Source organism: Rahnella sp. 2050, assembly GCF_040544515.1.
Taxonomy (GTDB): Bacteria; Pseudomonadota; Gammaproteobacteria; order Enterobacterales; family Enterobacteriaceae; genus Rahnella; species Rahnella aceris.
The window spans coordinates 123,100-142,052 of record NZ_JBEPKE010000002.1; the positions used below are offsets into that span (position 1 = coordinate 123,100).

21 protein-coding genes are annotated in these 18,953 nt (G+C 53.7%); 17 read left to right on the forward strand and 4 right to left on the reverse strand.

The features are described from left to right. Positions 1–108: 108 nt before the first annotated feature. On the forward strand, positions 109–1,554 hold the full coding sequence (gene tldD / locus ABIC79_RS07805) for a metalloprotease TldD (RefSeq protein WP_013577285.1): 1,446 nt from the start codon (positions 109–111) through the stop codon (positions 1,552–1,554). 73 nt (positions 1,555–1,627) lie between these two features. Here tldD and aaeR read toward each other — a convergent pair whose 3' ends face one another. After that, positions 1,628–2,566 (reverse strand): HTH-type transcriptional activator AaeR, encoded by a 939-nt coding sequence (gene aaeR / locus ABIC79_RS07810; protein ID WP_013577284.1) that lies wholly within the window; start codon positions 2,564–2,566, stop codon positions 1,628–1,630. Between the two features lie 273 nt (positions 2,567–2,839). On the opposite strand from aaeR, the gene aaeX reads away from it, so the two are divergent. The 3 genes from aaeX to aaeB are packed head-to-tail and all read left to right on the forward strand — an operon-like array spanning position 2,840 to position 5,955. Continuing rightward, positions 2,840–3,043: a p-hydroxybenzoic acid efflux pump operon protein AaeX gene (aaeX, locus tag ABIC79_RS07815; RefSeq protein ID WP_013577283.1), complete on the forward strand. Its 204-nt coding sequence runs from the start codon at positions 2,840–2,842 to the stop codon at positions 3,041–3,043. A 7-nt stretch (positions 3,044–3,050) separates the two neighbouring features. Beyond that, complete coding sequence (gene aaeA / locus ABIC79_RS07820) at positions 3,051–3,986, forward strand: p-hydroxybenzoic acid efflux pump subunit AaeA (protein WP_013577282.1); 936 nt, start codon at positions 3,051–3,053, stop codon at positions 3,984–3,986. Between the two features lie 10 nt (positions 3,987–3,996). Then, positions 3,997–5,955 (forward strand): p-hydroxybenzoic acid efflux pump subunit AaeB, encoded by a 1,959-nt coding sequence (aaeB, locus tag ABIC79_RS07825; protein ID WP_354566756.1) that lies wholly within the window; start codon positions 3,997–3,999, stop codon positions 5,953–5,955. Positions 5,956–5,962: 7 nt separating this feature from the next. Here the strand turns inward: aaeB and ABIC79_RS07830 are convergent, their stop codons facing one another. After that, complete coding sequence (locus ABIC79_RS07830; protein ID WP_354566758.1) at positions 5,963–6,544, reverse strand: maltose acetyltransferase domain-containing protein; 582 nt, start codon at positions 6,542–6,544, stop codon at positions 5,963–5,965. Between the two features lie 185 nt (positions 6,545–6,729). On the opposite strand from ABIC79_RS07830, the gene ABIC79_RS07835 reads away from it, so the two are divergent. The 3 genes from ABIC79_RS07835 to ABIC79_RS07845 all read left to right on the forward strand — a co-directional run bounded on the left by ABIC79_RS07835 (position 6,730) and on the right by ABIC79_RS07845 (position 9,013). Then, positions 6,730–8,190 carry an NAD-dependent succinate-semialdehyde dehydrogenase gene (locus tag ABIC79_RS07835; RefSeq protein ID WP_013577279.1) on the forward strand — a complete coding sequence of 487 codons (1,461 nt, stop codon included), beginning with the start codon at positions 6,730–6,732 and terminating at the stop codon, positions 8,188–8,190. Between the two features lie 77 nt (positions 8,191–8,267). Beyond that, a complete protein-coding gene (locus tag ABIC79_RS07840) occupies positions 8,268–8,714 on the forward strand; it encodes a ribonuclease domain-containing protein (RefSeq protein WP_013577278.1) in 447 nt (148 codons plus the stop codon). A 5-nt stretch (positions 8,715–8,719) separates the two neighbouring features. Then, a complete protein-coding gene (locus tag ABIC79_RS07845) occupies positions 8,720–9,013 on the forward strand; it encodes a barstar family protein (RefSeq protein WP_013577277.1) in 294 nt (97 codons plus the stop codon). Between the two features lie 52 nt (positions 9,014–9,065). On the opposite strand, the gene yjgA is transcribed toward ABIC79_RS07845, so the two are convergent. Next, the gene (gene yjgA, locus ABIC79_RS07850; RefSeq protein ID WP_013577276.1) at positions 9,066–9,617 is read right to left on the reverse strand and encodes a ribosome biogenesis factor YjgA; all 552 of its coding nucleotides are present in this window, start codon (positions 9,615–9,617) and stop codon (positions 9,066–9,068) included. A gap of 227 nt (positions 9,618–9,844) precedes the next feature. On the opposite strand from yjgA, the gene pmbA reads away from it, so the two are divergent. Both pmbA and cybC read left to right on the forward strand, forming a co-directional pair. Then, a complete protein-coding gene (gene pmbA / locus ABIC79_RS07855; protein WP_015690526.1) occupies positions 9,845–11,185 on the forward strand; it encodes a metalloprotease PmbA in 1,341 nt (446 codons plus the stop codon). A gap of 147 nt (positions 11,186–11,332) precedes the next feature. Then, complete coding sequence (gene cybC / locus ABIC79_RS07860; protein WP_013577274.1) at positions 11,333–11,719, forward strand: cytochrome b562; 387 nt, start codon at positions 11,333–11,335, stop codon at positions 11,717–11,719. 695 nt (positions 11,720–12,414) lie between these two features. Here the strand turns inward: cybC and rnk are convergent. Then, on the reverse strand, positions 12,415–12,825 hold the full coding sequence (gene rnk / locus ABIC79_RS07865) for a nucleoside diphosphate kinase regulator (protein ID WP_013577272.1): 411 nt from the start codon (positions 12,823–12,825) through the stop codon (positions 12,415–12,417). A 399-nt stretch (positions 12,826–13,224) separates the two neighbouring features. Between rnk and ABIC79_RS07870 the strand changes: the two genes are divergently transcribed. The 8 genes from ABIC79_RS07870 to dagF all read left to right on the forward strand — a co-directional run bounded on the left by ABIC79_RS07870 (position 13,225) and on the right by dagF (position 18,813). Then, positions 13,225–13,575: a PRD domain-containing protein gene (locus tag ABIC79_RS07870; protein WP_013577271.1), complete on the forward strand. Its 351-nt coding sequence runs from the start codon at positions 13,225–13,227 to the stop codon at positions 13,573–13,575. A gap of 46 nt (positions 13,576–13,621) precedes the next feature. Continuing rightward, entirely contained in the window at positions 13,622–13,987 is a 366-nt protein-coding gene (locus ABIC79_RS07875) for an SFCGS family glycine-rich protein (RefSeq protein ID WP_013577270.1), read from the forward strand. Then, entirely contained in the window at positions 13,987–14,286 is a 300-nt protein-coding gene (locus tag ABIC79_RS07880; protein WP_037035025.1) for a DUF4312 family protein, read from the forward strand. The genes ABIC79_RS07875 and ABIC79_RS07880 overlap by 1 nt, the downstream gene beginning before the upstream one ends. Before the next feature lie 32 nt (positions 14,287–14,318). Further along, on the forward strand, positions 14,319–15,095 hold the full coding sequence (locus ABIC79_RS07885) for a DUF4311 domain-containing protein (RefSeq protein WP_013577268.1): 777 nt from the start codon (positions 14,319–14,321) through the stop codon (positions 15,093–15,095). A 13-nt stretch (positions 15,096–15,108) separates the two neighbouring features. Next, complete coding sequence (locus ABIC79_RS07890; RefSeq protein ID WP_047605604.1) at positions 15,109–15,756, forward strand: DUF4310 family protein; 648 nt, start codon at positions 15,109–15,111, stop codon at positions 15,754–15,756. A gap of 69 nt (positions 15,757–15,825) precedes the next feature. Continuing rightward, a complete protein-coding gene (locus ABIC79_RS07895; protein WP_354566764.1) occupies positions 15,826–16,959 on the forward strand; it encodes an amidohydrolase/deacetylase family metallohydrolase in 1,134 nt (377 codons plus the stop codon). Further along, positions 16,949–18,076: a DgaE family pyridoxal phosphate-dependent ammonia lyase gene (locus ABIC79_RS07900; protein ID WP_013577265.1), complete on the forward strand. Its 1,128-nt coding sequence runs from the start codon at positions 16,949–16,951 to the stop codon at positions 18,074–18,076. The genes ABIC79_RS07895 and ABIC79_RS07900 overlap by 11 nt, the downstream gene beginning before the upstream one ends. Continuing rightward, entirely contained in the window at positions 18,073–18,813 is a 741-nt protein-coding gene (dagF, locus tag ABIC79_RS07905) for a 2-dehydro-3-deoxy-phosphogluconate aldolase (RefSeq protein WP_013577264.1), read from the forward strand. Before ABIC79_RS07900 ends, dagF begins: the two co-directional genes overlap by 4 nt. The last annotated feature ends 140 nt before the right edge of the window (positions 18,814–18,953 follow it).

The window sequence follows — 18,953 nt, forward strand, 5'->3', positions numbered from 1 at the left end:
TGCTGTGTTAGGCTGTTAATAACCTTGTAACAATGGATTGTCTGGCGTGCAGACTGTGTAGACCACAGTCTGCACGCCGGATTGTCGTCTAAAAGAGAGTGAACATCTATGAGTCTGGCCTTAGTCAGTGAGCAGTTACTAACTGCTAATAATCTGAGTCATCAGGATCTGTTTTCCATTTTGGGCCAGTTGTCTGAACGTCGTCTTGATTATGCCGATCTCTTTTTCCAGTCCAGTTTCCATGAAAGCTGGGTGATCGAAGACAGCATCATCAAAGACGGTTCTTACAATATCGATCAGGGCGTCGGTGTTCGTGCGGTAAGCGGTGAAAAAACCGGTTTTGCTTATGCTGACCAAATCACGCTGAATGCCCTGAACCTGAGTGCAACAGCTGCCCGCAGCATTGTCCGCGACCAGGGCAATGGCAAAGCGCATACGCTGGGCGAAATTGCCTATAAATCTCTTTATTCTCCGCTGGATCCGCTGCAAAGCCTGTCACGCGAAGCAAAAATCGAACTGCTACACCGCGTCGACAAAATTGCCCGTGCGGCCGATAAGCGCGTGCAGGAAGTCAGTGCCAGCATCACCGGCGTGTATGAAAACATCCTGGTGGCAGCCACCGACGGCACGCTGGCGGCAGACATTCGCCCGCTGGTGCGTCTGTCCGTGAGCGTTCTGGTTGAACAGGATGGACGTCGTGAGCGTGGCTCAAGTGGCGGCGGCGGTCGTGTTGGTTATGACTACTTCCTCGAAACCGTTAACGGTGAAGTGCGTGCGGAAGCTTTTGCCCGTGATGCCGTGCGTATGGCGTTGCTGAATCTGACGGCAGTCGCCGCCCCGGCAGGTGGCATGCCGGTGGTGCTGGGCGCAGGCTGGCCGGGTGTGCTGTTACATGAGGCGGTAGGCCACGGTCTGGAAGGTGACTTCAACCGTCGCGGAACCTCTGTATTTAGCGGTCAGATGGGCAAACGGGTGGCTTCTGAACTGTGTACCGTAGTGGACGACGGCACCCTGCCGGGTCTGCGCGGTTCACTGGCGATTGACGACGAAGGTGTGCCGGGGCAGTACAACGTGCTGATCGAAAACGGCGTGCTGAAAGGCTACATGCAAGACAAACTGAATGCGCGCCTGATGGGCGTTGCGCCGACCGGTAACGGCCGCCGCGAATCTTACGCACATCTGCCGATGCCGCGTATGACCAACACCTATATGCTGGCCGGGAAATCAACGCCGGAAGACATTATCAGTAGCGTAGAATTTGGCCTGTATGCGCCAAACTTCGGCGGCGGTCAGGTGGATATCACCTCGGGTAAATTCGTGTTCTCTACCTCCGAAGCTTATCTGATCGAAAAAGGCCGTATCACCAAACCGGTGAAAGGCGCGACGCTGATCGGCTCGGGCATTGAAGCGATGCAACAGATTTCCATGGTCGGCAACGATCTGGCGCTCGATAAAGGCGTCGGTGTGTGTGGTAAAGAAGGCCAGAGCCTGCCGGTCGGGGTCGGTCAGCCTACCCTGAAACTGGATAATCTCACCGTCGGCGGCACTGCGTAGCAGAAGATTATTTCGGTGTTATCCCTCCCCTTTCACAAGGGGAGGTCAGGTGGGTTTTTGGTTTGATACGAACTCAATTCCACTGAGTCACTTTCTTGCCCTGCCGGTATCCCTGATACACCTTGCTTACCCGTTTGAAATAATCCGTCAGATAATCAATACAGACCTGCACTTTCAGCGGCAGTTTGTCCTTTTCAGTATACAGCGCGTAAACCGGGCGCGGATCGGACTGATAGCGCCTGAACAGAATCTCCACCTCACCGGCATTAATCTCCTCAATCACCCACATCAGCGGAACATACGCGATACCGACACCGGCTTTCAGCCAGCGGATCATGGTCTGCGAATCGTTAGTCACGAAGCGGCCTTGCGGTGTAATACGGGTTGAAACACCTTCGGGGGCGATCAGTTCGAATTCACTGTCCGGGCGGACGCTGTATTCCAGCCAGGAGAAATTCACCATATCGGCGGGTTTCTCCGGCGTGCCGTGTTGTGCCAGATAACTGCGCGCCGCACACACCACCATCGGCATTGAGCCTAAGCGGGTGCAGAACAGGCTGGAATCCTGCAACGCGCCGACGCGGATCACCACGTCCAGTCCGTCAGCGATCAGGTCCGGTGCCGGAATGCCAGTCACCAGATTCACCGTCAGACCGGGGTATTCGGTGAGCATTTCCGCAGTCATCGCGGCAAGAACATTTTGTGCCATCGTCGATGAACTGCCGATGCGTAATGTTCCGGTCGGGGTGTTGTTGAAGGCATACAATTGTTCATGCACTTCACGTACGTCGTGCAACATTTTCCGGCAACCCTGATAATAAAGTTTACCGGCTTCTGTCAGGCCGATGCTGCGGGTGCTACGGTTTAGTAATTTGATTTGTAAGTCATTTTCCAGCTTTGAAATCGTCTGGCTGATGGCAGAAACGCTCATGTCGAGGCGTCGTGCGGCCGCCGTGAAGGAGCCGCTTTCCACGACCTGAGCAAAGATCGACATGCGTTTTAATCGGTCCATTGTTAACTCTGGCTTAAAAGTGATTTAGATCACAGAACGTTGATCTGTTGATAATAAGCACGCTAATATACCCTTCCGGGCGATAAAGCTCAGGTTTCAGTTTTCCTGACATCATGCTTACCTTCGCACACTTCCCTGGCAACTCTGCAGCTTCATTGCTCTGCTCCCGTTGAATTATTTTCTCCGGGGTCGCGTGCCGTTGCCTAAAATAACGAATAATGCGTGCGCGGGACGATATGTGTTTGTCCGTCGTAATAATGTAAGGAATTTTTGATGAGTTTGCTTCCGGTAATGGTGATTTTCGGATTGTCGTTTCCTCCGGTGTTTTTTGAAATATTGTTGGCGCTGGTGGTGTTTTTCCTGCTGCGGCGCATATTGCAACCCACCGGAATTTATGATTTTGTCTGGCACCCGGCATTGTTCAACACAGCGTTGTACTGCTGTCTTTTCTACCTGATCTCCTGCATGTTCGTCTGAGGGCGTTGTGAAAAATTTCTCCATAAAAATAATACGTTACACAATAACGTTGATTCTTGTCGTGCTGGCTGTCATCGCAATCTTCAAAGCCTGGGCGTTCTATACAGAATCTCCATGGACCCGTGATGCCAAGTTTACCGCTGACGTTGTGTCCATCGCGCCCGATGTCACCGGTCTGATTACCGATGTGCCAGTAACGGATAACCAACTGGTGAAAAAAGGCCAGGTACTGTTCAAAATTGACCAGCCGCGCTACCAGCAGGCGCTGGACGAAGCGAGTGCTGACGTCGCGTATTACCAGGCGCTGGCTTCTGAGAAAAAGCGCGAGGCCGGACGTCGTGTGAAACTGGGCGTACAGGCCATGTCGCAGGAAGAAATCGATCAGGCCAATAACGTGCTGCAAACCGCTGAACATCAGCTGGCGAAAGCGCAGGCTGCACGGGATCTGGCGGTGCTGGATCTGGAACGTACCGTGGTTGTCGCACCTGCTGATGGCTGGGTGACTAACCTGACCGTTCATCCGGGCAACTACATTAACCGGGGTTCGACTGCCGTGGCGCTGGTGAAGAAAAATTCCTTCTACATTCTGGCGTATCTGGAAGAAACCAAACTGCCGGGGCTGAAAAAAGGGGATCGTGCGGAAATCACGCCGCTCGGCAGCAACCGTATTATGCACGGTACGGTCGACAGCGTAGCGGCGGCGGTGACGAACAGCTCCTCTTCTGCGGCGACCAACGGTCTGGCGACCATCGACAGCAACCTTGAATGGGTGCGTCTGGCACAGCGTGTGCCAGTGAAAATCCTGCTTGATGACAAAGACCAGCAACATCCTTATCCGGCAGGTACCACGGCGACGGTCGTGATTACCGGCAGCCATGACCGTAAACAAGATGAAGGATCCCCGTTCCTTCGCCTCCTGCACCGTCTGAGAGAGTTTGGTTAAGGCCGGAAAGATGAATAGCGTACTTATCCCGCGCGTGCGTTTTGCCTGCAAGCTGACGTTCGCGATCCTCGGCGCACTGGTTCTCGGGTTCTATCTGCAACTCGAAACCCCGCGCTGGTCGGCCATGACTGCCGCGATCGTAACGTCGGGACCTGCGCTGGCGGCGGGTGGTGAACCCTTTGCCGGTGCTATTCGTCATCGTGGTTTTCTGCGGGTTATCGGCACCTTTATCGGCTGTATCGCGGCGCTGGTGATCGTGATTGCTACCGCCCGCGCACCGGTCGTTATGCTGCTGTTATGCTGCATCTGGGCGGGCGTGTGCACCTGGTGGTCGTCGCTGGTTCGTATCGAGAACTCGTATGCGCTGGGTCTGGCTGGTTATACCGCGCTGATTATCGTAGTGACTTCCGCCAGCTCGCCTTTGCAAACTCCGCAGTTTGCGGTTGAGCGTTGCAGTGAAATCGTTATCGGGATTTGCTGCGCTATCGTCGCTGACCTGTTGTTCTCTCCCCGTTCCATCAAAAAAGATATTGACCGTGCCGTCAGTCAGCTGATGTTGGATCAGTTTGCGCTGATGCGGATTTGCGTGAATAGCGGGACGAAGGAAGACATCGATAAGTCCTGGAACAACCTGGTGAAAAGCACGACCGCGCTGAACGGGATGCGCGGCAGTCTGATGATGGAGTCGTCGCGCTGGCAGCGGTGTAATCGGCGCCTGAAAGCGCTGCACAGCACCTCGCTGAGCATGATCACCCAGGCGTGCGAAACCTATCTGATTATGCAAAGCTCTCCGGAACGGGGCTCGCCTGAACTGAAAGCATTGTTTGCTGAACCCGCTGAAAACGTGGCGGATGTGCATCGCAGACTGAAACAATTACGCCAGATGATTACCGGCATGCACAGCGACAACGTACTGATGACGGTCAGCGCCTGGACCGGCGCCGGAACCCGTGCGCTGTTGCTGATGAAAGGCATCCAGACCAACAGCAGTATCAGCACCATTGAAAGCGGGGTGCTCGATGGCGAAGTGGTGGTGCGGCCTGTTTCAGCAGAACGTCACCATGCGCTGGTCAACGGCCTGAGAACCTTCACGGCGACAACCATCGGCTGCCTGATGTGGCTGTGGACCGGCTGGACGTCAGCCAGTGGTTGCGTGATTATCATCGCAGTGGTGACTTCGCTGGCGATGCGTACGCCGAACCCGAAAGGCATGGCGATGGATTTCATTATCGGCATGTTGCTGGCGATTCCGGTCGGCTCGATGATGTTTATGCTGATCATGCCCGCAACGCAGCAGAGCCTGTTCCTGCTGTGTCTGATGCTGGGGATCTTCACCTTCTTTATCGGTATCGAAGTGACCAAGCGTCGTCTCGGTATGCTCGGGTTGCTGGCGGGCACCATTAATATTCTGGTGCTCAGCAATCCGATGGTTTTTAACGTCACGTCGTTTCTGGATAACGCGATGGGGCAGGCGATCGGTACGGTGATCGCGATGGCGGTGTTGCTGATTGTGCGCGACAAGTCTCGCGAGAAAACCGGGCGTACGCTGCTTAACCGCTTTATGAGCAGCGCGGTATCGGCGCTGACCACCAAAGCGTACCGGCGTCGTGAAAACCATCTTCCGGCGCTTTATCATCAGCTGAACCAGTTGCTGGTGATGTTCCCGAACGATATTGGTAAATACCGTCTGGCGCTGATGCTGATTATCGCGCACCAGCGCATGAAACTGGCAGAAGTGCCGGTGAATGATGAGCTGTCGGCATTCCACAAGAAAATCCGTAATACGGCCGATCACGTGGTCTCTGCTTCAGGTGAAGGCAAGCGCACCTATTATTATCAGCGGTTACTGAAAGAGCTGGGTGAGTATCAGGAGAAACTGGTCGAGTACGACGCACCACTGAAAGTGACCGAGCCGGTAAGGCGCCTCACTGACATGCTGCAACGTTATCAGCACGCGTTCCTGGCCTGACCGGCGGCTATCTCAGGAAAGCCTCACGGTCGCTGGCGGTGATCGGACGTAATACGCGGCAGGGTACACCTGCCGCGACCACATCCGGGGGAATGGATTTGGTCACCACACTGCCAGCCCCAATCACGCTGTTACGTCCAATCGTCACACCCGGATTGACTATCACGCCGGTGCCCAGCCAGACATTATCTTCAATGACAATCGGCAGCGAGAATTGCTGTCCGGTGATGCGGATGTCAGGATCGATGGGATGTCCGGCGGTGGCGAGCGTGACGTTCGGTGCGATCATCACGTTATTGCCAATGGTCACGGTGGCGTCATCCACCACCGTGAGATTGAAGTTAGCGTAAAAGTGGTTGCCGATATGAATATGGGTGCCATACGCGACGCGCAGCGGCGGCTCAATCCAGCAGGACTCCCCCAGACTGCCCATAATACTTCTGAGCAATTGTAGGCGCTTTGCCTCTTCAGAAGGGCGCGTGAGATTGAAATCATACACCCGCTCTTTTCCGGCACCGCGTTCCTCCGGCAATCCTTCGTCCATGTCTGTATAAAGTTCACCGATATTCATTTTTTCGCGCGTCGACATGCCTTCTTCCTTTGTAAAAATGGGGTGGGGTTCACCGCAGTTTACTGAGGGATGCGGAAACTGTGAACGTATGACAATTCACTTTGCGATCTGTGTCTCTCAGTGCTGTCTGACAGACGCTTCTGCTCAAGCCGCTATACTTACCTGATAGATCGCTTAAAACGGCATAAATCAGGAGGATCCTCATGTCAGCCCAACCTCATAAACTCTCCACGCATCCATTATTTAAGACCGGCTATTTTGCCGGTGGTAAATGGCTTAAAGCCAAAGAAACCTTTGATGTGCTGGATCCGGCAACCGGCGATGTGGTCGCCAAAGTCGCCAAAGCCGGTAAAGCAGAAACAGAAGCCGCGGTGAAGGCAGCCAGTGACGCATTCCCCGAATGGCGCAAAACCACTGCGAAAGCGCGTTCTGAAATCTTGCATCGCTGGTATGAACTGATGCTGGAAAATAAACAGTTTCTGGGTGAGCTGATGGTTGCCGAGCAGGGCAAACCGCTGAAAGAGGCTCTGGGCGAAGTCGATTACGCCGCCAGCTACCTGCAATGGTTCAGCGAAGAAGCCAAACGCGCTAACGGAGAAATCATTCCTCCGGCCAAATCCGGCTCACGCATTCTGGCGACCCGCGAACCGGTCGGCGTGGTGGCGGCCATCACGCCGTGGAATTTCCCGCTGGCGATGCTCACCCGTAAACTGGGTCCGGCGCTGGCGGCAGGGTGTACCGGTCTCATCAAACCGGCCAGTAACACGCCGCTGTCGGCGTTCGCCTTGTTGCAACTGGCGCAGGATGCCGGGGTTCCAGACGGTGTGATCAATGGCGTGGCCGGTGACACCGGTGCCATCAGCGACGTGATTATGACCAGCAATGCGGTACGTAAAGTCTCCTTTACCGGCTCGACGGAAATCGGCAAAACGCTGGTGCGTAACAGCGCCGACACCATGAAAAAGGTGTCGATGGAACTGGGTGGCAATGCGCCGTATATCGTGTTTGACGATGCCGACATTGAGGCGGCGGTGAAGGGCGCGATCACTTGTAAATTCCGCAATACCGGCCAGGTCTGCGTGTGCATCAATCGTATTTATGTGCAGGAGGGCGTGTACGAGGCGTTTACCTCGCGGCTGGTGGAAGAAGTACGCAAGCTGAAAGTCGGCAACGGCATGGATGAAGGCGTCATTGTCGGGCCGCTGATTGATATCAAAGGACTGGAGAAAGTTGAAGAGCACGTCAAGGACGCGCTGGAGAAAGGTGGACGCCTGATGGAGGGCGGACAGCGCCACAAACTCGGTGGCAACTTCTTCCAGCCGACGGTCATTATTGATGCCACTGATGACATGAAAGTGGCGCATGAAGAAACCTTCGGTCCGCTGGCGGCCTGTTTCCGTTTCAAAACGGAAGAGGAAGTGATTAAACGCGCCAACGACACACCTTTCGGGCTGGCAGCGTATTTCTATAGCCAGAATCTTCAACGTATTTTCCGGGTCGCGGATGCTATTGAGAGCGGGATGATTGGCATTAATGAATGTGCGATTTCCAACGAAGCCGCGCCATTTGGCGGCGTAAAAGAATCCGGCCTTGGACGTGAAGGTTCGGTGCTGGGGCTGGAAGAATATTTGCAGGTGAAAACGCTGCATTTAGGGAATCTTTAAGTCAGCTTTCCAGAAGTTACTTTTTAAGAAACAATAAACAGAAACAGTTTCATTCCGGCTCAACACAAAGGACGTCAATGAAGGCATTTAACGGGCGGTGTGTGCGCAATCTGATGATGGCCGCCGTGTTTTTCGGGCTGTGCGGTGTCGCGGGGCAGGTTGTCGCGAAAACGACATATAATCAGGGCACAATAGTTCCGGGCACCGATGAACAAACGGTGATCGGCTATTTACGCCAGAACCATAAATTGCCTGAAAATTACATCACCAAGAAAAAGGCGCGGGAAGCCGGTTGGGATGCCCGTTCCGGGAATTTATGTGATGTATTGCCGGGCAAAGCCATAGGTGGTGACCGCTTCTCAAACCGGGAAGGACGTTTGCCTTCGGCGTACAAAAGGGTGTGGCGCGAAGCGGATATTAACTATCGCTGCGGGCGTCGCGGTGCTGACCGCGTGTTGTTTGCCAGCGACGGGCTGATTTATGTCAGTAAAGACCATTATCAGAACTTCGTTCGGGTGGAGTGATGTCGATGAATAAAGTGAGCTTCGATTTTAATCACATCCCGGATTTACCCGCATTCTACCGCGAGTTTGTCCGTCAGTTTGCACTGACTGACAGCTTCGGCGCGAATCTGGACGCACTCTGGGATGAGGTAACGGGCGGGATTGCACTGCCGGTTGAGATAGATTTCATTAATCTGAATGCCAGCCGTAAACGCCGTTTCGGCGCGCTGATTCTGTTGTTTGAAGAAGCGGAGGAAGAACTGGAAGGCGAGTTGCGGCTGAATCTGCTGGAGAAACCCGCAGTAAAGGCTAAAGGCTGAAAAGAAAAAACCCGCCATTTTCTGTTAAGTAAAAAGGCGGGTTTTTGTTTTTTTATTCCTGACCTTCAGCCAGTTCGCGCAGATACTGAAAAATCTGGCGGTAAGATTTCGGCGGCTTGTTAGTGGCTTTCTCTTTCTGTGCGTTACGGATCAGTGCGCGCAGTTGCTGGCGATCGGCTTCAGGATACAACTCCAGTACCGGCGGGATCGCATCATCACCTTCTTCAACCAGACGGTCACGCAGCATTTCCAGTTTATGGAACAGCGAAATCTGCTGGTTATGGCGGTTTTTCAGCTTATCCAGCGCGGTCTGGATCGGTTCAACATCGCGGGAACGCAGCATTTTACCGATCAGCTGTAACTGGCGGCGGCGGCCTTCTTTCTTGATCTTCTGCGCTAAGTCGATCGCTGCGCGCAGATCGTCGTCCAGCGGCAGTTTGTCCAGCGAGTTTTTACCCAGTTCAACCATTTCTGCACCGAGATCTTTCAGCGCCTCGGCGTCACGTTTAATTTCACTTTTACTGACCCAGATGATTTCTTCATCATCTTCGTTCTCGTTGGTTTCGGGAACGTCGTCGTGCCAGTCGTCAATTTTCTTTGTCATGGGCGCTTCCTCTTAACGAGGTAATCCTGTCAGTTTGATTGTGCTTTATTGCTTTGGCGGCATTATGCAGGGTTATGCCGCATACATCCATGTTCTGTTGCAACTTTGGGCATAACAACGCCGGAGTGAATGCGAAATTGTGGCGAGTCTCTGTTAGACTCAAAGATAAGACTTTCTGTATATCAGTGTAGAACAATCCCTTTTATCTCATAAGCGATGGCATGCCGATGAACGTAGTGAATCAAGTAGCGCAGCAGCGTAAGACTCTGGAACAGGCCGTATCTCAGGCACTGGAACTGGCGAAAGCCGGTTCAGATGCTGCAGAAGTGGCGGTCAGCAAAACCACCGGTATCGGCGTCAGCACCCGTTTTGGCGAAGTCGAGAATGTGGAATTCAACAGCGACGGCGCACTGGGCATCACCGTTTATTATCAGAACCGTAAAGGCAGTGCGTCTTCCACCGATTTAAGCCCGGACGCTATTTCCCGCACCGTGCAGGCGGCGCTGGATATTGCCCGTTACACGTCGCCGGATCCGTTCGCGGGCGTGGCCGATAAAGAGATGCTGGCGTTCGATGCACCGGACCTGGATTTATTCCACCCGGAAGAGCTGGATCCGGATCGCAGCATCGAACTGGCCGCACGTGCTGAACAGGCGGCGTTGCAGGCTGACAAGCGTATCACCAACACCGAAGGTGGCAGTTTCAACAGCCATTACGGTATCCGCGTTTTCGGTAACAGCCACGGCATGTTGCAAAGCTATTGCTCGACGCGTCATTCGATTTCCGCCTCAGTGATTGCCGAACACGAAGGCGACATGGAGCGCGATTACGCCTACTCCATCGCCCGTAAAATGAGCGATCTGAAAGACCCCGAATGGGTCGGCGCAGAGTGCGCCCGCCGCACCTTGTCACGTCTGGCGCCGCGCAAATTACCGACCATGCAGGCTCCGGTATTGTTCGCTTCTGAAGTGGCGACCGGTCTGTTCGGGCATCTGGTGGGGGCGATCAGCGGTGGCAGCATTTACCGTAAATCGTCTTTCCTGCTCGACAGCCTCGGCAAGCAAATTTTGCCGGAGTGGCTGACCATTGAAGAACATCCGCACCTGTTGCAGGGGCTGGCTTCCACGCCATTCGACAGCGAAGGTGTGCGCACCGAGCGTCGTGATATCGTCAAAGACGGCGTGCTGCAAAACTGGCTGATGACCTGCTATTCCGCGCGTAAGCTCGGTCTGCAAACCACCGGTCACGCGGGCGGCATTCACAACTGGCGCATCGCCGGTCAGGGCGATGATTTCGCCGGAATGCTGCGTAAGCTCGATAAAGGCCTGGTCGTCACCGAACTGATGGGGCAGGGCGTCAGTGGCGTTACCGGCGATTACTCCCGTGGCGCGGCAGGTTTCTGGGTCGAGAATGGCGAGATCCAGTATCCGGTAAGCGAAATCACTATTGCCGGTAATCTGAAAGACATGTGGCGCAATATGGTCGCCATTGGCAGCGACATCGAAACCCGCAGCAATATCCAGTGCGGTTCCGTGCTGTTACCGGCAATGAAAATCGCTGGCGAATAACCCTCCTTAAAGCAGCGGTCGCCCGATCGCTGCTTTAATTCTTTACAAAAAATTCATCCCGTTTTTCTCTCTCTCAGCCTATTTTTATAAAGCCTTACAAGCAATGTCGTTTTATCTAATAAACAAATAACAATAGAGAGATAGTTCATGCGTAAACAACTGATGGCGTTAGCGGTGATAGCCATGCTCGGCAGCAGCACGGCAGCACTGGCAGCAGATTTAGAAACGGACATGGATACAATTGCTGATAACTACGGCAAGGTGTTGAAAACCAGCGATCAGGCCGAACTGACCACCGGTCTGGCAAACATGAAAGCGGCTGCCGAGGACGCGAAAAAAGCCACACCACCGAAACTGAAAGGCAAAGCGCCGGACAGCCCTGAAATGCAGGATTACCACAAAGGGCTGGATACGCTGATCGGCCAGATTGATAAAGCTTCCGCTTTAGCCAAAGCAGGCAAAGTGGATGAAGCGAAGAAAGAAGCCGAAGGGTTTAAGGCTACGCGTAACGAGAATCATAAGAAGTTTAAGTAGGCAGATGACCGGTGTCTGAGCGGCATTCTCAATGCTGAGGGCGCTGAGGGCGCTGAGAGCGCTGAAAGCGGTGAAAATTTCGGTTTCTCAAACGCGGTGATCAGACGGCCTCTCGCGCCGAAACCGACCAAAGAGGGCTAAGACGAGCCCTCTTTGGAATCTCCACGTCTTAAACTGCGCGCTATTGCAATCACGACGGACATGTTCCGGGACATTGGCAGGTGGCGCAAAATGTCATCGCTGCGCGATTCCCTCATTTCAGGTTTCGAGCCTCAGGTCTCGAACCGTTCATTCGGTGCCATTTTTGAGCACGCCAATCGACTTTAATAAAAGATAAAATCCTTCTGCTGTTGAATTCACGATCCCACGGGCGATACAGAAACCGCTGTTGAATTTAGGAACTTGCGGGCGATTCAGAAATCTTGCTGAACGGAGCGGCTTCGAGACCTATGGCTCGAAGACCGAGAGAAGGCACCGCAAAGCGGCAAGATTTCCAGCCTGTCTCCGCGTTATCTGAAACATAGCCGCCAGCGACAGCGCGCAGTAAAAAAGCGGAGGGAGATCCAAGAGGGAGAAAGCACTTCTCCCTCTTGGGCGGTTTCGGCGCTGCGCGTTAAGCGATCACCGCACGTGAGAAACCGAAATGTTCTCGGTCTTTAGTAAAGCAGTGCAGCGGCCTCTGCAAAAGAAAACCCTTAACGACGCAATTCCCCCGCCGCCTCCGGCTGATACAACAGTTCCAGCACTTCAATCCGGCTGTTCTCGCCATTCGGCATTTCCCACGTGATACTTCCGCCTGTGCGCAGCCCCAGCAAGGCAGCTCCCAGCGGGGCCATCACGGACAGCTGTTCTTTACTGTCTTTTAGCGCTGCGGGATACACCAGCGTGCGGATATGTTCTTCGCCGTCTTTACCTTCTGTAAAGCGCACCTTGCTGTTCATCGTGACCACGTCGGCGGGGATTTGCTCGGGCGGCAAAATCTCTGCGCGATCTAACTCTTCGTTCAGTGCATCGGCGACCGGGGTGTTGGCAAAGGCCGGTTGTGCCAGCAGTGTATCCAGGCGTTCTGCGTCAAGTTCGTTGATGATCAGTATCGGTTTACTCATAACATTCTCCGTGGTTCCTTTTGCATCACCCGCTTCATGCGGGTGGGGTGCCGGTCGGCAAAAAATAACACCCCCGCGGGTAAGCGCGGGGGTGTCGGGAATTTGCGTGTGTTCTTTGATACTAGGCATTCTTAAGCAGAAATGAAAGCATTGCGAGGTAATTAATCCGCATTGCGAAAATTCCGATTACCAGTGAAATACGCTGCTACAAACCGAAATATTCAGTGATATAACGACTTAACTTTTCGTTTTGCGAATTGGATCTGCTCAGCGCACCGTATTTCCACTTCGAACTGGAAAAAGATCCTCTACACAGGAAATCTGCGCGGGGTTAGGGTAAAGACAGACGAAATAAATGGCTGAAAATAGTGAGTCAGGCAAGGAGAGAGGTAATCGCGAGTGAATAACGCAAGCGCATCTGTGAATGGGACCGGGCGGATTGAATTGAAAGATGCTGCGGCGATAACAGAGCAAGTATTAAAGGATATTCAGGCGATGCAAAGTGCGAAGAATATCTATACCACCGATGTTCAGTTGCAGATGTTAACGTCACACGTTAAAGCCATGGTATTACGCTCAATTACCGGCGAGCCGTTGCCTGAAGTCGAAAAAGATTTATTTGATGAAATCTCTGCCGACTCCATGCAAATGGCAGAGGACGTGGTCAGCTGGTTTGGAAACTTACCGATTGAGGAAGCGTATTTACTCTCGGTACATTTCGAAGTCGCAAGAGATAACGAACCTAAATAACCTTTTATTGAAAATTTAACGAATTAATTATCCGGAGATGTGAATGATGGGACAAGTATTAGTGGTGATCGGTGACCGTTTAGGAAAAGGCCAGAAAGTGGCAGCCGGCGTGGAAGCGGCTGGCGGGAAAGCCATCGTTGTCCCGGGTATGGCAGCAGATATGAAACTCGGTGACGTGATGAAAGCAGAAGGTGCGACCTTTGGTATTTCTTTCTGCGGCAGTGGCGGTGCCGGTGCGATTACCGCACAAAACAAATACGGATATAAAGCTAAGTACGGGATGCGTTCAGTGGATGAAGGTGTCACGGCAATTAACGAAGGCTGTTTAGTATTAGGGTTCGGATTTATGGATAAAGAAGAACTGGGTCAGCGTCTGGTTGAAGCTTATAACAAGAAGTATGGTCAGGCGTAATGAAGCAACAATTAACCACGACAGTTCGGGTTGAAGGAAAGGGCGAAAATAAGGCTGCCGCCTTTTCTTCCGCACTGAGTCAGGTTCAGAGAACGGTTCTCAAATCGTCTGCCAATAATGTCTTACTGCGTATAGAACCGCAGGACGTCAGGATAATAAAGGCAGAAGAGTCAGTCAAAAGAGAAAAGTTTCTGTTCTTTTTTCTGGCCAGGGAAAGAAAGAGTTATTACGTGGCGTTAGACATTACCGTCAACCTGACTGTTATTAATACGGAACAGGTAGTTTTTGTCACGAAATAAAAACGTTAGCTATAAATGACAAGGATATACTGATGTTTTTAATTATTTTATTTAAGTCGCTTATTATCGGCGGACTGGTTGGGGTGGGCGTAGGTGCGGGTGCCGCACGTATGTTCCATGCGCCAACCGTGCAAGGAATGGGGGCTTTTCGTACGCTTGGGGAATTAAACTCCTGTGAAGGCGATCCGGCTTCGCATTTCTCATTCGGTCTGGGCTTCTTCTTTAACGCCTGGGCATCTTCCGTGGCGGCAGGTTCTTTCACTCAGGACGTTGACCACCGCATCATTCCTCACTGGGCCACCGCTGCCCTGATGTTCAAAAACCGCAATGTCACTGAAACCCTGCACGACCCGCGCAAGATGGCGATTGCGGGCGGCATCATCGGCATGATTGTGGTGGCCTTCCTCAACACCACCGCGTCTGCCGTGCCTGCGGCGTTGCAGGTCACGGCCATTAAAGTGCTGGTGCCTGCGGCGAACCTGCTGGTGAACACCGTCATGCCGGTGATTTTCTGGCTGGCGGCGATCGATGCAGGACGTCGTTCCGGTTTCTGGGCCACCATTTTTGGCGGTCTGGCGCAGATGATCATGGGGAACGCCGTGCCGGGTCTGGTACTGGGTATCCTGATCGGTAAAGGCGTCGAAGAGAGCGGCTGGAACCACGTCACCAAAGTGATGATGGCGGCGATTATCGCGCTGTTCGTTCTTAGCGGTTTCTTCCGTGGTTTCGACGTCAAGCTGTTGCAATCCTTCATGCTGGACGTCCCGACATGGCTGAACGGCATTCACAACTCACTCAGCGGTAAGTAAGGGGAACATGACAATGGAAGAACAAGCCAAACGTGGTTTCTGGTACGCCGAGTGGTCGTTCCCGATTTTTGTCGGACTGCTGTCTTCCGGCGTTTTCGCCGGGACACACATGTATTACCTGTACGGCATCGGTGCATTTAACGAAGTGGCCTTTGTGTCGATGCTGCGTTCCGGCATGGATACCGGCGTGTACGGCGCAGTGGCGGCCTTTGGTGCCAGCTTCCTGTTTGCCCGCATCATCGAAGGTTCGCTGGTTGGTATTCTCGATATCGGCGGCGCGATCCAGACCGGTATCGGCCTGGGCGTTCCTGCAATGCTGCTGGGCGCCGGGATTATCTTCCCGGTGGCGAACTTTGCCGCCTCGCTGGTGACCGGCCTGATCCTCGGGTTAGCCGTCGGTTACATCATCATTCTGGCGCGTAAATTCACCATCAATCAGAGCAACTCCACCTACGGCGCTGACGTGATGATGGGCGCGGGTAATGCCTCCGGCCGCTTCCTCGGGCCGTTGATTATCCTCTCCGCAATGGCCGCATCGATTCCAATCGGTCTTGGCTCGCTGATTGGCGCACTGGGTTTCTATCTGTGGCAGAAGCCGATTACCGGTGGTGCCATTCTCGGTGCGATGGTGCTGGGCGCCATCTTCCCGGTTTCACTGTAAGAAGCAGTACATAAGCAGTAAACGGGCGTCAGGAACACTCCTGACGCCCGAGATTATGGAGAACGTCGTATGTATGACTTAATCATCCGCCAGGCATTACGCGCAGACGGCAGCCTGACTGATATTGCAATTCGCGACGGCAAATTCGCCGCCATTGGCACGCTGACTTCCGATGCCACCGCCCGCCAGACCCTCAATCTTCAGGGCAAGGTTTACGCCAGCGCAGGCTGGATCGACTCCCATGTTCACTGTTATCCCAAATCGCCGATTTATCATGACGATGCCGACCTGATTGGCGTCGCCTGCGGTGTCACCACCGTGGCGGATGCCGGCAGCACCGGTGCCAATGATGTCGACGATTTTTATCAGCTCACCCGTGCCGCGAAAACCAACGTTTACGCGTTTCTGAATATCGCGCGTACCGGCATTGTCACGCAGAACGAACTGGCGGACATGACGCAGATCGACAAGGTCGGCGTGCGTGACGCCATCGCGCGAAATCCCGGTTTTATCATCGGTATCAAGGCGCGGATGAGCAGCAGCGTGGTCGGCCAGAACGGCATCAAACCGCTGGTGCGCGCCAAAGAAATTCAGCACGAAAACAACGACCTGCCGCTGATGGTGCATATCGGCAATAATCCGCCGAACCTCGATGAAATCGCGGATTTACTGACCTCCGGCGACATTATTACTCACTGCTATAACGGTAAACCGAACCGCATTCTTTCGCCGGAAGGCGTGCTGCGCGATGCCATCAAACGTGCGCTGAGCCGCGGCGTGTTGCTGGATGTCGGTCACGGCACCGCGAGTTTTAGCTTCGACGTGGCGGAACGGGCGATTAAGCAGGGCATTTTGCCGCACACCATCAGCTCCGATATTTATTGCCGCAACCGCATGAACGGGCCGGTGTACAGCCTGGCGACCGTGATGTCGAAATTCTTCAGCGTCGGCATGACATTGCCGCAGGTGATTGATTGCGTTACATCGCATGCCGCTGATGCGCTGCGTCTTCCTGCCAAAGGTCGTCTGCAAATCGGTGCCGACGCCGATCTGACCCTGTTCGAACTCCGTCAGGCGCCGCAGGTGTTTATCGATTCCGAAGGACAGTCCGTGAAGGGCGAAAGTTTGCTGGTGCCTCTGGCCGCTGTGGTCGCGGGCGTCACTCTGTTAACCGAAGAAGGGAAATCTGCTCATGTCTTCTGAACAATCGCTGTATGAAAAGTACCAGTTAAAACAAGTCATTAATGCTTCCGGTCGTATGACAGCGCTGGGCGTTTCCACGCCGCGTGAAGAAGTCGCAGCAGTGGTGAATACCGGTCTGAATCATTACTTTGAGATGAAAGATCTGGTGAACAAAACCGGCGCTTACATCGCGAAACTGCTAAACGTCGAAAACGCGGTGGTGGTTTCCTGCGCTTCTGCCGGGATCGCGCAATCTGTGGCGGCGGTGATCGTCAAAGATGACGCCTGGCTGCTGGAAAACCTGCACGCCGCGCCACTGGAAATCCCGCACGATATCGTTCTGCCAAAAGGCCATAACGTGAATTTCGGTGCACCGGTCGCGACGATGGTGACGATGGGCGGTGGCAAGGTGGTAGAAGCCGGTTATGCCAACGAATGTTCTGCCGCACAACTCGCGGCCTGCATCACCCCGCGTACCGCTGCAATCATGTACATAAAATCGCACCACTCAGTGCAGAAAAGCATTTTGTCGGTTGCGGAAGCCGCTGAAGTGGCGCGTAAGCACAATGTGCCGCTGATCGTCGATGCCGCCGCGGAAGAAGATCTGACCTGTTATTACGAGATGGGTGCAGATCTGGTGATTTACAGTGGCGCGAAGGCCATCGAAGGGCCGACCAGCGGGCTGGTGCTCGGCAAAAAACAGTATGTCGAATGGGTAAAACTGCAATCGGGCGGGATTGGTCGTGCGATGAAAGTCGGCAAAGAAGGCATTCTTGGCCTGACGCAGGCCATCGAAAGCTATCTCACCTTGCCGAAAACCACCGGGCAGGAAATGGTCGACAAGATGACGCCATTTATCGCCAGCCTGAATGAAATCAGCGGTGTCACCGGACGCGTGGTCTGGGACAGCGCCGGACGTGATATCGCCCGTACGGAAATCACTTTCGATGAAGCGGTACTGGGCTGGAAAACCAAAGCCATTGTGGACGCCATGAAAAACGGCGATATCGCGATTTATTTCCGTGGCTACCGCGCCAACGAAGGCAAGATCGAAGTCGATGTGCGCAGCGTGACGCCGCCGCAGCTCACCATCGTCGCACAACGTTTTAAACAACTTTTCAGCGGAGACAAAGCATGAAGCTGACCCCAAATTTCTATCGTGACCGCGTGTGCCTGAATGTGCTGGCGGGCTCGAAAGACAATGCCCGTGATATCTATGAAGCGGCAGAAGGTCATGTACTGGTCGGTGTGCTTTCCAAAAATTATCCAGACGTCGCGAGTGCGGTGGCGGACATGAAAGAGTATGCCGCATTGATTGAAAACGCGTTGTCTGTCGGTTTAGGCGCGGGCGATCCGCGTCAGTCTCTGATGGTCAGCCAGATTTCAGCGCAGGTTCAGCCGCAGCACGTCAATCAGGTCTTTACCGGCGTCGGTACCAGCCGTGGAATGCTTGGGCAAAACGACAGCGTGGTCAACGGTCTGATTTCACCCACCGGTAAACCCGGCTTTGTGAAGATCAATACCGGACCGCTGAGTTCTGCTTCTGCGGACGCCATAGTGCCGGTGGAAACCGCCATTGCGCTGCTGAAAGATATGGGCGGCAGCTCGGTGAAATATTTCCCGATGGGTGGCCTGAAAACCCGTGATGAATTCGCTGCCGTGGCCCGTGCCTGTGCGGAACAGGATTTCTGGCTGGAACCGACCGGCGGTATCGATTTAGAAAACTTCGAGCCGATTATGGAAATCGCGCTGGCGGCGGGCGTCACTAAAATCATCCCGCATATCTACAGCTCGATTATCGACAGCGCCACCGGTAACACACGTCCTGACGATGTGAAAACCCTGCTGGTCAGCGTCAAAAAGCTGGTGGGCTGAAGGTTCTGACCTTTCCTGCGCGGTAAGCCGTCCGGGCACACTGATGTTGTTACCGGATGGCAAATATATTTACGCAATCAATCAACGAAGCGATAACATCACCTGATTCAAGGTATCTGCCGAAAACGGCAAACTGCGTT

What these genes read in the sequence shown, in the direction of transcription:
- tldD (WP_013577285.1), top strand. Translation starts at nt 109, where the DNA reads ATGAGTCTGGCCTTAGTCAGTGAGCAGTTACTAACTGCTAATAATCTG.
- aaeR (WP_013577284.1), bottom strand. Translation starts at nt 2,566, where the DNA reads ATGGACCGATTAAAACGCATGTCGATCTTTGCTCAGGTCGTGGAAAGC.
- aaeX (WP_013577283.1), top strand. Translation starts at nt 2,840, where the DNA reads ATGAGTTTGCTTCCGGTAATGGTGATTTTCGGATTGTCGTTTCCTCCG.
- aaeB (WP_354566756.1), top strand. Translation starts at nt 3,997, where the DNA reads ATGAATAGCGTACTTATCCCGCGCGTGCGTTTTGCCTGCAAGCTGACG.
- ABIC79_RS07830 (WP_354566758.1), bottom strand. Translation starts at nt 6,544, where the DNA reads ATGTCGACGCGCGAAAAAATGAATATCGGTGAACTTTATACAGACATG.
- ABIC79_RS07835 (WP_013577279.1), top strand. Translation starts at nt 6,730, where the DNA reads ATGTCAGCCCAACCTCATAAACTCTCCACGCATCCATTATTTAAGACC.
- ABIC79_RS07840 (WP_013577278.1), top strand. Translation starts at nt 8,268, where the DNA reads ATGAAGGCATTTAACGGGCGGTGTGTGCGCAATCTGATGATGGCCGCC.
- ABIC79_RS07845 (WP_013577277.1), top strand. Translation starts at nt 8,720, where the DNA reads ATGAATAAAGTGAGCTTCGATTTTAATCACATCCCGGATTTACCCGCA.
- yjgA (WP_013577276.1), bottom strand. Translation starts at nt 9,617, where the DNA reads ATGACAAAGAAAATTGACGACTGGCACGACGACGTTCCCGAAACCAAC.
- pmbA (WP_015690526.1), top strand. Translation starts at nt 9,845, where the DNA reads ATGAACGTAGTGAATCAAGTAGCGCAGCAGCGTAAGACTCTGGAACAG.
- cybC (WP_013577274.1), top strand. Translation starts at nt 11,333, where the DNA reads ATGCGTAAACAACTGATGGCGTTAGCGGTGATAGCCATGCTCGGCAGC.
- rnk (WP_013577272.1), bottom strand. Translation starts at nt 12,825, where the DNA reads ATGAGTAAACCGATACTGATCATCAACGAACTTGACGCAGAACGCCTG.
- ABIC79_RS07875 (WP_013577270.1), top strand. Translation starts at nt 13,622, where the DNA reads ATGGGACAAGTATTAGTGGTGATCGGTGACCGTTTAGGAAAAGGCCAG.
- ABIC79_RS07880 (WP_037035025.1), top strand. Translation starts at nt 13,987, where the DNA reads ATGAAGCAACAATTAACCACGACAGTTCGGGTTGAAGGAAAGGGCGAA.
- ABIC79_RS07885 (WP_013577268.1), top strand. Translation starts at nt 14,319, where the DNA reads ATGTTTTTAATTATTTTATTTAAGTCGCTTATTATCGGCGGACTGGTT.
- ABIC79_RS07890 (WP_047605604.1), top strand. Translation starts at nt 15,109, where the DNA reads ATGGAAGAACAAGCCAAACGTGGTTTCTGGTACGCCGAGTGGTCGTTC.
- ABIC79_RS07895 (WP_354566764.1), top strand. Translation starts at nt 15,826, where the DNA reads ATGTATGACTTAATCATCCGCCAGGCATTACGCGCAGACGGCAGCCTG.
- ABIC79_RS07900 (WP_013577265.1), top strand. Translation starts at nt 16,949, where the DNA reads ATGTCTTCTGAACAATCGCTGTATGAAAAGTACCAGTTAAAACAAGTC.
- dagF (WP_013577264.1), top strand. Translation starts at nt 18,073, where the DNA reads ATGAAGCTGACCCCAAATTTCTATCGTGACCGCGTGTGCCTGAATGTG.